The organism is Nocardia sichangensis, assembly GCF_047200615.1.
Lineage (GTDB): Bacteria > Actinomycetota > Actinomycetes > Mycobacteriales > Mycobacteriaceae > Nocardia > Nocardia sichangensis.
Map to the genome: position 1 here is coordinate 24,296 of NZ_JBJZOK010000049.1, position 13,213 is coordinate 37,508.

The 13,213-nt window shown below is 65.5% G+C and carries 13 protein-coding genes and 1 pseudogene; 10 read left to right on the plus strand and 4 right to left on the minus strand.

Features of this window, described 5'->3' with window-relative positions; all coding sequences use genetic code 11:
• Position 1 precedes the first annotated feature (1 nt).
• From ACL03I_RS36930 to ACL03I_RS36970, 9 genes and pseudogenes are all read left to right on the plus strand, one after another.
• Positions 2 to 1,303 carry a condensation domain-containing protein gene (locus ACL03I_RS36930; protein ID WP_412808338.1) on the plus strand — a complete coding sequence of 434 codons (1,302 nt, stop codon included), beginning with the start codon at positions 2 to 4 and terminating at the stop codon, positions 1,301 to 1,303.
• A gap of 24 nt (positions 1,304 to 1,327) precedes the next feature.
• The gene (locus ACL03I_RS36935; protein WP_412808339.1) at positions 1,328 to 1,609 is read left to right on the plus strand and encodes an acyl carrier protein; all 282 of its coding nucleotides are present in this window, start codon (positions 1,328 to 1,330) and stop codon (positions 1,607 to 1,609) included.
• A 101-nt stretch (positions 1,610 to 1,710) separates the two neighbouring features.
• Positions 1,711 to 2,637, plus strand: a complete 927-nt coding sequence (locus ACL03I_RS36940; protein WP_412808340.1) for a GNAT family N-acetyltransferase — start codon at positions 1,711 to 1,713, stop codon at positions 2,635 to 2,637.
• Positions 2,630 to 3,610, plus strand: a complete 981-nt coding sequence (locus tag ACL03I_RS36945) for an LLM class flavin-dependent oxidoreductase (protein WP_412808341.1) — start codon at positions 2,630 to 2,632, stop codon at positions 3,608 to 3,610. The genes ACL03I_RS36940 and ACL03I_RS36945 overlap by 8 nt, the downstream gene beginning before the upstream one ends.
• 143 nt (positions 3,611 to 3,753) lie before the next feature.
• The gene (locus tag ACL03I_RS36950) at positions 3,754 to 5,352 is read left to right on the plus strand and encodes an AMP-binding protein (protein ID WP_412808342.1); all 1,599 of its coding nucleotides are present in this window, start codon (positions 3,754 to 3,756) and stop codon (positions 5,350 to 5,352) included.
• Between the two features lie 80 nt (positions 5,353 to 5,432).
• Positions 5,433 to 6,593: a non-hydrolyzing UDP-N-acetylglucosamine 2-epimerase gene (gene wecB, locus ACL03I_RS36955; protein ID WP_412808343.1), complete on the plus strand. Its 1,161-nt coding sequence runs from the start codon at positions 5,433 to 5,435 to the stop codon at positions 6,591 to 6,593.
• Positions 6,594 to 6,632: 39 nt separating this feature from the next.
• Positions 6,633 to 7,031: a GNAT family N-acetyltransferase gene (locus ACL03I_RS36960; protein WP_412808344.1), complete on the plus strand. Its 399-nt coding sequence runs from the start codon at positions 6,633 to 6,635 to the stop codon at positions 7,029 to 7,031.
• Between the two features lie 739 nt (positions 7,032 to 7,770).
• Positions 7,771 to 7,965 carry a hypothetical protein gene (locus tag ACL03I_RS36965; RefSeq protein WP_412808345.1) on the plus strand — a complete coding sequence of 65 codons (195 nt, stop codon included), beginning with the start codon at positions 7,771 to 7,773 and terminating at the stop codon, positions 7,963 to 7,965.
• Positions 7,966 to 8,360: 395 nt separating this feature from the next.
• Positions 8,361 to 8,504: pseudogene (locus ACL03I_RS36970) on the plus strand (IS481 family transposase); the annotation flags it as partial.
• A gap of 189 nt (positions 8,505 to 8,693) precedes the next feature.
• On the opposite strand, the gene ACL03I_RS36975 reads toward ACL03I_RS36970, so the two are convergent.
• From ACL03I_RS36975 to ACL03I_RS36990, 4 genes are all read right to left on the minus strand, one after another.
• The gene (locus ACL03I_RS36975) at positions 8,694 to 9,338 is read right to left on the minus strand and encodes a hypothetical protein (protein WP_412808346.1); all 645 of its coding nucleotides are present in this window, start codon (positions 9,336 to 9,338) and stop codon (positions 8,694 to 8,696) included.
• A 395-nt stretch (positions 9,339 to 9,733) separates the two neighbouring features.
• Entirely contained in the window at positions 9,734 to 11,344 is a 1,611-nt protein-coding gene (locus tag ACL03I_RS36980; RefSeq protein WP_412808347.1) for a DUF707 domain-containing protein, read from the minus strand.
• 47 nt (positions 11,345 to 11,391) lie between these two features.
• Positions 11,392 to 12,471 carry a glycosyltransferase gene (locus ACL03I_RS36985; RefSeq protein WP_397281030.1) on the minus strand — a complete coding sequence of 360 codons (1,080 nt, stop codon included), beginning with the start codon at positions 12,469 to 12,471 and terminating at the stop codon, positions 11,392 to 11,394.
• A 15-nt stretch (positions 12,472 to 12,486) separates the two neighbouring features.
• Positions 12,487 to 12,942, minus strand: coding sequence for a hypothetical protein (locus ACL03I_RS36990; RefSeq protein ID WP_397281028.1), 456 nt, complete (start codon positions 12,940 to 12,942; stop codon positions 12,487 to 12,489).
• Here ACL03I_RS36990 and ACL03I_RS36995 point away from each other — a divergent pair.
• A partial coding sequence (locus ACL03I_RS36995) for a hypothetical protein (RefSeq protein ID WP_412808348.1) occupies positions 12,941 to 13,213 on the plus strand: 273 nt, incomplete at its 3' end. The genes ACL03I_RS36990 and ACL03I_RS36995 overlap by 2 nt on opposite strands.

The following is a 13,213-nucleotide window of genomic DNA, read 5'->3' on the forward strand; positions in this document are numbered from 1 at the left end:
GATGATCGATCGAAAGTCAGTGCCGTTGCTGCCGGAGCAGCGCCGATTCTTGACCAGGGGCCTGCCCGGTGAAAACCATTGGAACCAGGCTGCGGTGTGTTCGATACCCACCTGGATCGGTGCCGACCTGCTGGGTCGGGCGGCAGCCGTTGTCTGCCGTCGCCACGAAGCGCTGCGGGTGCTTCTGGAGCCCGGTAGCGCGGACGTGGGATGGATCAGCGATCCCGCCTCGCTGTTCGAGGTGACAGATGTCGACCTGACCGGCGAGTCCGACACCCGTGTGTTCGCGCGGGAGTGTGACCGGATCCAGGAAAGCCTCGATCTGCGGGCGGGGCCACTGATTCGGCTGGCGCGAATCGGTTGGGGGCGCGGCGAAGCGCGGCTACTCATCGTTGTGCATCACTTTCTCGTCGACGGCGTGGGTTTGGGCATTCTGATCGGCGATCTCGAGCAGGTGTGCATCGCCTTGTCACGCGGCGAACCGATACCCTCGGCGCGACCGGCGCCGGGCGCGCACGAGTTCGCCGCGTGGCTGGAACAATGCGCGGAGACCCCTGCGATCCGCGCCGAGGTCGATGCGTGGGAGCGCATCGGTCGCCCGGTCGAACCGGTGCGCCTCGATCGCGACGCACCGAATACGATGGCCACGACGGAGATCGTGACCCGATCGCTGGGCGCCGAGACCACGCGCGCGGTCATGGATCTGGTACGCGGTAAGTATCGAGGGAATCCGACGGCGGTTCTGCTGTCGGCGATCGGGCCGACGATCCGCCCGAGCGGCGACGCGCTGCGGACCAACCTCATAGGTCACGGGCGCAGTGGATTGCCTGACCAGCCGAGAGTCACACGCACGGTCGGATGGCTCTCGACGCGCTACCCGGTGACCTTCGAATTCCTGCCGGACCGCCACGGCATCGCCGACCGCGCCGCCGCTATCGCCGCGCAGTTGCACGAGATCCCCAACTCCGGCGCGGGATTCGGACTGTTGCGCTACCTCAGCCGTGACGCTGAGATCAGAGGGCGATTGGCGGCTCTCGGTGAACCCGACATCACCCTGAACATTCGGGGCGGCGGTCGGGGGCCGGAGCCACAGCTGTTCCAACCGGCCGCCGAACCGGCCGGTGAATCCGAGACATCGACCGGATTCCGCGAGCATGTGCACGGCATAGATATCGCGTCCGACGGCGGCGAACTACAGCTCGTCTGGTACTTCAGCTCGACTCAGTTCGACCGCACCACCATCGAAGACTATTGCGCCGAAGTCGCGGACCGACTCCGTTCGGGATTGGTTCCGCAGCGCTGAGGCTCGATTCACGGAAAGAGAACAATGACAGAGCAGAACGACACGGCTGTGGCGGCCGATCGTATACTGGCCGTTATTCTTTCGGCGGCGACTCGAGCGCTCGGTAGCTCGCCGTCGCCGACTGATAATCTCTACGATCTGGGGTTGGATTCCTTGAGTGCGCTCGAGTTGTGCGCCCTGGTCGAAGACGAAATTACCGATGACTGCACGCCGGACGACGTGATGGGTACGCCGATCCCAGTCGAGCTGGCGACCCTACTCGCCGATCGAGGCGTCGAGATCCTCGGCTCGACGCAGGCCGAGTGATCAGCGTGGAGATCACGGTGCTGCGCAGCATTTCCGAGGTCGGGAATGAGGGCTGGGACCGATTGCTCGACGGCGGAGACGGTTCGATGTCGGCCGCTTGGATGGCCGCCGCCGAACGCACGCCGGGGACGAAGTGGGCCTACATCTGCGCGCTCGACGGCGACGACCTGGTCGCAGGAATGCCTCTGAGCTATCGGAAGTACGAGCCGACGCGGGCCTTCACTCCAGAGCACCTTGCGGGCGGGCTCGGTGTCGATCCGGGGCGTTGGGCACTTGCCGGCGCCCGAATGGCCGCTCGGAATTCGGTGGCGGTGGTGGCTGCGGCCGAGGCCGGGGCGGTCCGGCGCAGGCTGCTGGCGGAGGCGAACAGCGTCGCACGGCAATGGGGACTGGACGGTGTCGTTTTGCCGTATGTCCCTGCCGAACATGTGGGGGCATGGGCCGAGCTGGAGCCGTACAGTTCAGCGGTCGCAGCCGATGAGGCTGTGATCTCGTTGCCGTGCGGTGACGAGGAAGACTATCTCGCCATGCTCACGGTCAATCGGGCACGTTCGGTGCGGCGAGAACAGCGCGAGTTCGATGCCGCCGGATATCGGATAACGCGTGTTCCGGCGGACCCCGCGTCGGCGTCGGAGCTTGCCCCGATGCTCGCCGAGGTCGAACGAAAGTACGGTGGCAACGGAAGTCTCGGCGGCCTGACCAAGGTGGTAGCACATTCGCTCGCGGCGTGCGCGGGCAGCGGTCATGTGTTGCTGAGTCACGATCCGGCCGGGAATCTCTCGATGTGCGCGTTGATGTATCGGTTCGGAGACAGCCTCTACGCGAGATTCGTCGGCCGTCGGCCGGATTCGGAGAGTGGCCCGTTCGAGTATTTCAATGTCCTCTTCTACGAGCCGATCAGGTGGGCGCTGAAGGAAGGGATCGACCGATATTTTCTGGGGCAGGGGTCGATTGCGGCGAAGTCGTCGCGCGGCGCGAGCCGGCAGGAGCTCAGCCACTTGCTCTGGCGGTGCGGGCAGGATGAATGATCTCGACGTGCTGAAAGAGGTCAATCTACTGGTCGAGCCGCAACAGGGCAGCGGCTACGAGGCGATCTTGCGATGCGCATTCCACGCCGAGAAACTCGGATTCGGCGGGGTGTTCACCAGCGATCATTTCGTGCGCGTCGGCGACGGCGATCCTGGCGCGGGTCCGCTGGACGTCTGGCTCCTGCTGGCGGCCCTGGCGGTGCAGGTGCCGCGCATCCGCCTCGGTTCGCTGGTGAGTCCCATAACCTTTCGGAACCCCGTCGGGCTGGCGGTCGCGGCGGCACAGATCGACCAGATGTCGGGCGGCAGGATCGAACTCGGCGTCGGCGCGGGATGGTTCGCAGCCGAACACTTGGCGTTGGGGGTCGGTCTGCCGCCCGTGCGACAGCGAATGGATGCCCTTGACGAGGCGTTGCGAGTGATCCACGGGGCGTGGGCCGCTACATCGGATGGCGTGGCGTACTCGTTCGACGGACGGCATTGGCGCGTGGACGGCTGGCCGGGCGGTCCGGTGCCGGTGCAACGCCCCCATCCTCCCGTCATCGTGGGAGGTGTCGGTCCCGTCCGCACCATCGATATCGCGACCACCCACGCCGACGAGTACAACGTGCCTTTCCAGACGCCCGATCAGGTATGTGCCGCCTTCGATCGAGCTCGGCGTGCCGCCAGCGACAAAGGCAGGGCGACACCGCGCCTGTCGGCAACTATCGCGCTCTACGCGGGTACGACACGGCTCGCCGCGCTGCGACGAATAGCCAAAGCCGCGGAATCGGTGGAGGAATTGCCGGATTTCGGCGGTTTCGGCACCGTCTCGAAATGCGCGGAGATTCTCGACGGCTACTGGTCCACCGGCGCGGAGCGGATCTACCTACAGATCGTGGATGCGGGCGATCTGGCCCACATCGAGTTGCTTGCCGAAGCCTGTCGGATCAGCCTCGACCGTCGAGCGAGGGAGAAAGGGGAAGCACGGTGATCGAGCCGATCGATCGAACGGAGATGACACCTCGACTGCTTGCCCGATATCTGCTGACATGCACGAAAACGGCTAGCCTGCACGATCCGTCGAGTGGCGATAAGGACATCGCGGCGATTGTCGCCGCGGCGACGAGCGTCGCAGTGCGGCTCCTCGAAGCGGGTCTGGGCCGGGGCGACCTCGTGATCGTGGTCGGTGAGCGTCCGGGTGCGGCATTGCCCGACTTGCTGGGCACGTGGTTGGCCGGATGTATCGCGCATCTGACCTCGTCACTGGCTGCCGGCAGGGGAGGCGAGGATGGAGCCGAACTCTGTCCGACCGTCCGGGACGGCGAGGTGAGTTACGTTGCCGCATCGCGACTCATCGGCGCGGTCCGCGCGGAGCTGCGCTCCCGTCGCGAACACGGAACACTTCCCGACGACGCGTGCTACGTCGCCGTGACCTCGGGCTCGACCAGCACGAGCCGGGCGATCCTCGGTAGCGCCCGGTCTCTGCTCGCTTTTCTCGAATGGGAATCATCGACTCTGGAAGTCGGTCCTGCGGACCGGATCGGAGCGGTGACGAGCGGCTCGTTCGACGTCGCCTACCGCGAGCTGTTGTTGCCGCTGCGGTCCGGTGCGGCGCTGGTGACGCCGCCGAGCGACCTACGGGGCAGAGACGCCGTCGACTGGCTGATTGCCGAGAACGTGACGATTCTGCACGCCGTGCCCTCCATTGCCGAAGCGTGGCTGCGGCGGGCTGGTGGGCGAGGCGCGCGAATGCCGCTCCGGTGGACAATTTTTGCGGGTGAGCCCCTACGCGGATCGGTTACGGCCGCGTGGCGGGAACGCTGCGTCGAGGGAGCACGGGTATGCAATCTCTACGGCCCGTCCGAGACGACCTTGGCCCGCTTCTGCCATGTGCTGACCGGACTGGAGGACGGCAATGGCATTTTGCCGGTCGGTCACGCTCTGCCCGGAACCTCCGTCGGGATCGTCGACGAGTCGGGTTTCGCGCTCCCGCCGGGGTCGCCTGGGCGGATCGTAATCGTCACCTCGGACGGCAGCTACGGCTATGTGGGCACACCCGGCGCTGATCCGGCTGCGCCTATGAGCCGTTCGATGCGTTACGAAACGAGCGATCTCGGGGTGGTCGACGAGCGCAACGGCGGGTTGACCGTCCTTGGGCGTTTGGACAACCGGCTGAAGAGAAACGGGGTATGGGTCGACACGGACGCCGTCGCGAATCTGGTCGAGGGGCTGTATCCGGAAACGAGTTGCGTCGTTCTCGTGGACCGCGGGCCGCGTGGTCCACGCCTCGCGGTGTTCGTCGCGTTCGCTCTGCCGATCGACGCGGAGCTCGTCCGCAGGGAGGTTCTGGCCCGTCTCGGGCCCGCGCACGTCCCGAATAGTGTGGTCGGCGTCGCGGAGTGGCCACGACTTCCGAGCGGGAAGATCGACCGTCTCGGGTTGCTCCGCCGCCATACCGGAGGAGGGAGCCCGGCCGACCCCACCGCCGAGGCGATGGTGGAGCTCGGCGATGTGGTGACCGCTGTGCTCGGCAACCGGGTGCACCGGAACGACAGTCTCATCGAAAAGGGGCTCGATGCGTACGGGGCCGAGTTGATCAGCGAGTTCGTGGAGGGACGTTTCGAGATCGAATTCACCGCCGGCGCGGTGCTCTCCGCACGCACGTTGCACGGCTTGGATGAGCGGATTCAGGCGGCTCGCCCGGAAAGCGGATTACCAACTGATATCCAGTAGCCGTGCGGTAGCCATATGTCGCGTGTCGAGCGCGGGAGCACGGGCTGTACCTATGGGAAGAACACATCGGGGGAAAAGGAATGTCGGCTCGACGTATCGCCGTGCTCTATGGAACGCGGCCGGAAGCAATCAAGGTGGCCCCGGTTGTGCGAGCGCTGCGAAGCTGCTCGTCCACAGATTGCCTCGTGATCTCGACCGGGCAGCATCGAGGCATGCTCGCACACACGGGGACCTCGCTCGATGACGTGGCGGCGCACGATCTGGATGTATTCGAGCCCGGTCAGTCACCGAACATGATCATGTCGAAGGTGCTGTCGAGGCTGGATCCGCTGCTGAAACAACTGGCCCCGGACGTGCTCCTCGTGCAGGGCGACACCTCGAGCGCAGCTGCCGGCGGCGTCTCCGCCTTCAATTGCGCGATACCGTTGGTGCACCTCGAAGCCGGACTGCGCACCGGGGACATGGCGTCACCGTTTCCCGAAGAAGGAAACCGTCGGTTGCTCGGTCAACTCGCCTCGTTGCACCTTGCGACGACCGTCCAGGCGCAGAACAATCTACTGGCGGAAGGCGTTGCCCAGAAAAAGATTCGGGTCGTCGGAAACACCGTCGTCGACGCACTCTCGGATGCGCTCGAGCAGTCGGCCTCGTTCTCCGATCCGGCTGTAGCAGAAGTCTGTGGTGCCGCGCCTGATCTCGTGACGATAACCACCCACCGGCGGGAGAATTGGGGAGAGGGCATCATCGGGATCGGCGGGGCCGTCCGCATGTTGGCGAGCCGACTTCCGGATCACGTATTCGTTCTGCCTCTGCATGCCAACCCGATTGTTCGTGCCCCCTTGACCGCTTTGCTGGGCGAAGTCAAGAATGTGATACTGACCGAACCCATGGGATATGTCGAATTCGCGCACCTCATGGCGCGTTCCAAAGCTGTCCTCACCGACTCCGGGGGCGTGCAGGAGGAGGCGTCGAGCCTGGGAAAGCCGTTATTCGTATTGCGTGAGAGCACCGAACGTCCCGAGGTTCTGACCGGGGGATCCGGGAGGTTGGTCGGCACCGAGGCGGAGCGAGTGGTCGAGTCGGTGCTCAGCGTGCTGTCGGACGAGGTCGGGTACGAGGAAATGGTGCGGTCGGCGAATCCGTATCCGCCGGGACGAGCCGCGCCCCGGGTAGTTTCGGCGATCGCCGAAGTGTTGGGCGGCCTGCCGGATCCGACAGCGCACGGTGGTGTGCCATGCTGGTGATGTTTGCTGCGTGAGATCTGTTGAGCCGGAAGGTGTTAGATGACGACCGAGCTTCGTATCCGCTTTTTCGTCGACGACGAGGCGGTGTCGCGCCTGCACACGGAAGCGTTCGGCGGAGATTTTTCGGTCGACCCCTGGCGGGCACGGCTGGAGCGGCACAGCAAGTCCTGGGTCGGCGCCTTCGCTGAAGACCGGCTGGTCGGCTTCGTGCACGCGGTCTGGGACGGTGGACGGCACGCGTTCCTTCTGGACACGGCGGTTGCTCTCGATCACCAGCGTCAGGGCGTCGGAACCACGATCGTTGCCGCCTTGATCGATGACCTCCGTGCTGCTGGCCTCGAGTGGCTGCACGTCGACTACGAACCTTACCTCGACAGTTTCTATCGCGGCGCTTGTGGCTTCACCGATACCGGCGTGGGCATCCTCCGCCTCAACTGACCTTCACCCGCCGCCCGTCCATCGGTGCCGAATCGGCGGCCCTGATCGCAAGAGCACTACGCCGGGTGGCGGCCGGGCTGCGCATCGGTGGCGTCCTCACTGCCGACGATGGCCGCTCGATACACCGCGACCGTGTCCACCCCACGGTCCTCGATCACGACCCGCGCCCCAACGAGGGCCGCGGTGATCTGCTCGTATTGCGGACCTTCAAACCCAGCAGATGTCGTGCGTTCCTACTTGACCCCATAACCACATGTCCCCACCCGGACCGACCAACGGGGTCCCGTCACGATCGGTTCTGCACGTCACCGATCTCGCACGCGTACGCGCAGTTCCCCGATCGCGCATCGTATCCGGATCGTGTCGCTTCGACGGTCCCGGAGTCCGTCTCGGCACCAAGGGACTCAAGACGCTGTGCTCCGCGCATACTCCTGGGCGAGCGCATCTCATAAGTTCTGTCTCGTATGAGCGGCAGGTAGGGGTTCTGCGGGGGGCGGATTTTGAACCCGTCCCACCGAAGTGACGCAGCGGCCAAGGCGAGCAATGGAACATTACGGGTGGCGGCGCATCCTGCTGCCCCCACACCGTCGAGGCGGTCCGGGAGGCGATCAAGGACCTGGAAGTAGGCGACCGTCCCAACCCGCTGGGGCTGCTGTCTCCGGCCCGAAACGGGTCGCTACGCAACCCGAACAACTTCGGCCGCACCTGGCGCGCGGCCCGTGGCGAGAACTTCGCGTGGGTGACCCAGCGTACGTTCCGCAAAGGCGCGGTCGACCACGCCTACGGCGATCCCGAACGCGCCGCCCGCCAGCTCGGCAACACTCGCGCGGTGGCCAAGACGCACTACATCGATGTCCCGGAGACCGTTCCGGACAATCGGGACGTCCTGGAACGCTGGGCCCGCGGCGATGAAGGCGAAAGTATGAGATTTTGACTGGCTCGGGTCGAATCCGGTCCCATGCTGATGAACAAGAAAACCCCTTCCGAGGCTGGTCGGAAGGGGTTTTTCTATGTCGGGCTGACAGGATTTGAAGGTTGCGTCCGGCAGAGTGGTGTACCAGCGACTTCGGAGCGACCGTGTGAGCGTGTCGTAGCCGGGTAGTGGGCGGTCACCGCGTGATCCTTCTTGAACCGCCAAGCTCAACGAAGGAGAAGTTCACGCGATGACCTCTGTCGAGCCTATCGACCCGTCGAAGTTGTGGTCTGACCAACTCGCCGTCGCCAGCCCCGACCTGCTGCGCACCATGCTCTCGACGTTCGGGACTGCTGCAAGATCAGGTGACAGTTTGACCTGCCCCACCAAATAGGTTCCAGTCGTGGTGGCTGCTGGAACTGGCTGCCGAGGGCACCGCTGTGTCGGTGCGGACCGTCGGTCGTTACTTGGCCCAGCTCGGGTTGAACCGGCGTTGCTTGCTGGACCCGAACGGCGAACCGAACCGGGCGCCACGCCGCATCATCGCCCGCCGACCGGGACAAGGCAGTCAGGTGAGTGGGTGTCTTCGTCGCCGGTAGTGTTTTGCCGTCCACCGACATTCGACCCCGACGCGTGTCGGCGGCGCAGCGTCGCCGAGCGATGCTTCAACCGGCTCAAGCAGTTCCGCGACCTGGCCACCCGCTACGCCAAACGCCGCTACTGCCAGGCCGAACTCGTTGGAGGTGAGGTCAGGTGCGATACAACCCGGGTTTGTTCGGTCGCGGCCCCGGTGTGGCATCGGCACGGGAGGCGGGTTCCACAGGGCCCGGCGCGTCGGCTACGCGACGCTGACTGTCGGCCTCGGCGGCGGCTCTGGTATCGACCTCGCGTCGCGCGAAGGCGATATCGCGTGCGCTGCGCACGGACAATCGGCCGAGTGAGGTCGCGGCGAAGAACAGGATCAGCGCTCCGAGACCATAGAAGTAGGCCAGTTGTAGCAGGGCCCGTTTCAGATCGGACGTGGCGACGGGTTCGCCCACATCCCCGATTTTCAGGGTGTCCGCCAGTATCGGCCCGATCACGAACCACAAGCCCGCCGCCGCTGCCAGCCACGCCCCGAAGCTCGCCACGAGCCGGTTGCGGCTGGCCAGCATGAGCAATCCGCCGATGATCGCGGCGACGCCGGGCAACACCTGGAGCCACCCGCGCGCCGCCGTCCACACCCACGGGTCGTCCGGAGTGAACGCGAAGCCGAAATAGGGTCCGATGAACGGGATCAGCGCACCCCACAAGCCCAGCAGTAGCACCGCGAGCCCGCCGAGGGCTCCTCGGCTACGGGGAATTCGAAGGCGACGGCCGGGGTCTGCGTGAACGGTGTCGTCGACGTCTCTCATGACGCCTCCATTCGTCGAAGTAGGTGCATATGCGGCCTACCCTTTGCGCACCGACATACGCACGCAAACGCGTGCGGGTCCGCTGCCTGCGGTGATCGGCGGATTCCAAGGTCAACGGCGGCCGCGCGGACTACTTTGCCGACCGACCCGATCCCTTTCATCCCGGAGGATCGCCGTGGCCGGCCGCGCTCAGTACGGCGCGTTACGGCAGCGTCACATTCGGCGTCGGACCGCTCGCGCCAGCCGTCGACGAGCGGGCCGCCTGTCGCCGCGACCGCGCCGCGGGTTGCCGCCTCGACCCTGGTCTTCCTGGCCACGCGCAACCCGGTGCGCCGTATCGCACTGGGGGTCAGCAATATATTCGGCCGATTCGGATCGCTCGACGACGTCCACCGCTACAACGGCATCGACACCTCGTGCGCGCTGCCCTCGACCTCACCGACTGACGGCAGCCGCTCTCGCGCCGGGGGGTCGCGCATCAGTCGTAGCGGCTCGGCGCGCATGAGTTCGCCGTTCAGGAGCATCCGGTCGACCATGCCGGCGGACGGGATTCCGGCTTGGAAGCAGGCACGTGCGCCTGAGAGCTCGCCGTGGGCGAGGGCCACCTGGAGCAGGTCTCTGGAGTGATGGGCGAAGTGCCGCGCCTTGCTGCCTCCGACCTCGGCGACTTCTTCGGCTCGGGCCAGCCAGCTCTCGAAACTCGGATACGGGTAGTGCAGGATCATCGGTGCAGTCACGGTGCTGTGCACGCCGTCGAATCCGGTGAAACCGTACTCGTCCACCGGCGCGACAGCGGGGCCGAGACGGACCGCGCTGCGGTTGGCCGGGGTGTCGAGAAAGGGGGATCGACCGCTGATCCGGAACACGGTGCACTCGTGGATGGGATCGGTCACCGGCACGGGGGAAGGGACGGCTTCGTGTCCGATGAATGTCACCTGCCCGGCGCCGGGAATCTGCCAGCGGCGGCGACCGTCGTCATAGAAGACCTCGTCTGGGCCGAGTGGCAGCAGCCATTGCATACCCGCCGCCTCGGCCGTTGCGGCGGCGTCGGCGATGTTGGCTACCTCGCGAGCAACCGTGTCATCGTTGGGTGTCGCGTGGTCGCGAAGGATGACGGGCCGCTCACCGCGCACTGCGCACAGCGCGGCCCGGACATCGGGGTCATCCGTATAGATGATGGTCAATTCCGCTTGCGCGGAGTGGAAGTCGAACCAGTCGGCCAGCTCGGGGCGCCACCGGTCGATGGTCACGCAGATCGCGGTGGGTTCGAGGGTTTCCGCGGGCCGGTTGGGTGCTCCGACGCCGCGATGCACGCGTGGCGTCAAGTCGCTGATTTCGTGCGTGACCAGGTATTCGCAATACTCCGCCCACGTGTCGATCCCACCCGCCCGGGCCGCGGCGTAATTCGGCCCGCCGACCGGTCGGGTGTGCCGGACCGTTACGGCGTCGACGATGGCGATCGATGTGGAGTCGGTGATGAATCGCGGCCAGTGGAAGTCCAGACCCCAGCCGGTCTGGGTGGCGTCGAAGGTCGGCAGGCAACGGCGCAGGAATTCCCGGCTGAAACAGGGTGCCATGATTTCGACGAAGTTCGTGTGCCGGAGGTTGAATCGTCGATCGACGAGCGTGATCTCGTGGGAGTAGTAGCTGTCCTCGGTGAGCGCGGGTTGGGTCAGTGCGAGCCGGTGCTGCGCGGCGTAGTGGAACAGCTCGTTGATGCTGGAGGTGTCGGCGGCCAGGTCGTCGTCGGGGAGCCAGACGTAATCGTATCGATCGAGCACCGCAGCCAAATCGGTCGTCAGGACATGATGCAGGGCAGGCCATTTCGGGCCTTTACGGTCGATCCTGGCCACGTCCGCCACCCGGTAGCGGTCCGGGTCGTCACCGAAATAGCTCACCACCAGATCCCAGGTACGTGGATGCGGCCCGGCCAGCCACTGCTCGTGCAGTGATTCGTCGCCCGCCCTCAGTACGACCAGGTTCCGGCGCCCCGATTCCGTCAGCACGGTAGGCCTCGTGTGCGCCCGCGCCAGTGTCCCGTCACACTGACCTCCTATGTCGCGTACCAGCCATCGCCCCACAGCGTGAGTAGGCGTTCGAAGTACGCCTCGTACTGTGGGGCGACGACGTCGGTGGAAAATTTCGAGATCGCGTAGTCACGGATTCCGCGATAGTCGAGTTTGTGGACGGCGTCAGCGGCATCGCAGAACTCGCGCAGCGTCCGGCACCGAAAACCCTGCACGCCGTGCTGCACGGTTTCGGTGAACACACCCCAATCGGTGGTGATCACCGGGGTCCCGCACAGCATCGCCTCGGCGTGGACGCCACCGAAAGGTTCGAGATAGAGCGTCGGCACGAAAACCGCACGGGCCCGGCTCATCAACTCGCCGCGGCGCGTCGAGTCGACTACACCGACGTATTCGACGCAGTCGGCCTCGGGGACTTCCCCCGCGCCGGCGACGATCAGATTCACGCCGAGCCGCGTGCAGGTGTCGATCGCGATCTGAATGCCTTTGGCCTCGACCATCCTGCCGATGAACAGGAAGTAGCCGTCCTTGTCCTCGGAGAACGGGAAATCCGCCACGTCATAGTAGTTCGGGATCACGGCGTCGTAGAACTGGCCGCGGGCGCTCATGACGCCGGGAACACTCGCATACGAGCCGTAGACAGCATGCATCCACGCGTAGCTCTCGAACACCCGGTAGTTGGCGAACACCCCGCTGTAGCCGATGCCGAATTCGACGGTCATCAGCTCGGGGAAGGTATCCGCGATGGGCTTTTGGCAAGTGCCACCGAGAATTCCGATGAAGTCGCGCTTGCCCTTCCGCTGGGCGATCTCGGTGACCGCGCGCTCGTTGGAGATCTGCCAATGCACATCATGGGGACTCCATGTGAGATTGATGGGGTCCTTATAGAGATCGGCACCGCCGAACCACTCGGATTGCTCGGCTCTGGTGACGATCGGGACGAATTCCGCGCACGCCGCGTCGTTCTCCTCGCCGCCGTACAGGAATACCTCGTGACCGAGCTCGGTCATCATCGAGGCGAAGCGCCGATTCTTCTGCGTATACGCGCACGGCTGATAGTGCCGGGTGGTCTCGGTATTGGGAAAGTTCACGATGTGAAAGCGCATGGTCGGGCACCTGTCTCAACGATCGATGATGGGCCGGACCGACAGTGGATCGTCGCCGACGGCTTCCTCGAGGTGCTCGGGACCGTCCAGGTAGGCGGCACGTTTGCGCTCCTGCTGTTGTTGCTGACCTTGTCCGCCCATGCCGCCGCCCATACCTCCGCCCAGCGGGTAGCCGCCCATCCCCATCGGATAGGCGGCGTTGGTTTGGGTTGCGGTGGCGGGGAGTCCGGCGCGGCCGGTGTCGGTGGGGGTACCGGTCCCGGGAGCGCCGGCGCGAGGGAACAGTTTGTCGTCAACCGGACTGGCGATCCCCGCTCCGCCGCCGGCCGATCCGCCGCCGAGGCCCGCCGGAGTGATCGACCCGGACGGACCCGCCGCGCCCCATGGGCCGGACGCGCCCCATGGGCCGGACGCGCCGAACGGGCTGGGGGAACCACTGAACATGGGGCCTGAATTCAGCTGAGCCAGCATGTCCGCGAGCTTGGACAACGGCCCCGAACTGCCGAGCGGGCTGGTCGAGTTGGTCGGACCGGTCGACCCGGTCGGCGTCGGTTGGTTGCCCGTGGAGTCCAAGCCGCTTTTGGATGATGAAGGGGGAAGGCCGCTGGTGGGAGGGTTGGCGCCGTCGCTGCTGGGCTGGGGAGAGTTTCCGTTTGCGTTGGATTTGCCGCTGTTGTTGCCTCCGCCGCTGTTGTTGCCGTTGCCGCCGTTGTTGCCGCCGTTGTTGTTGTTTCCGGTTCCC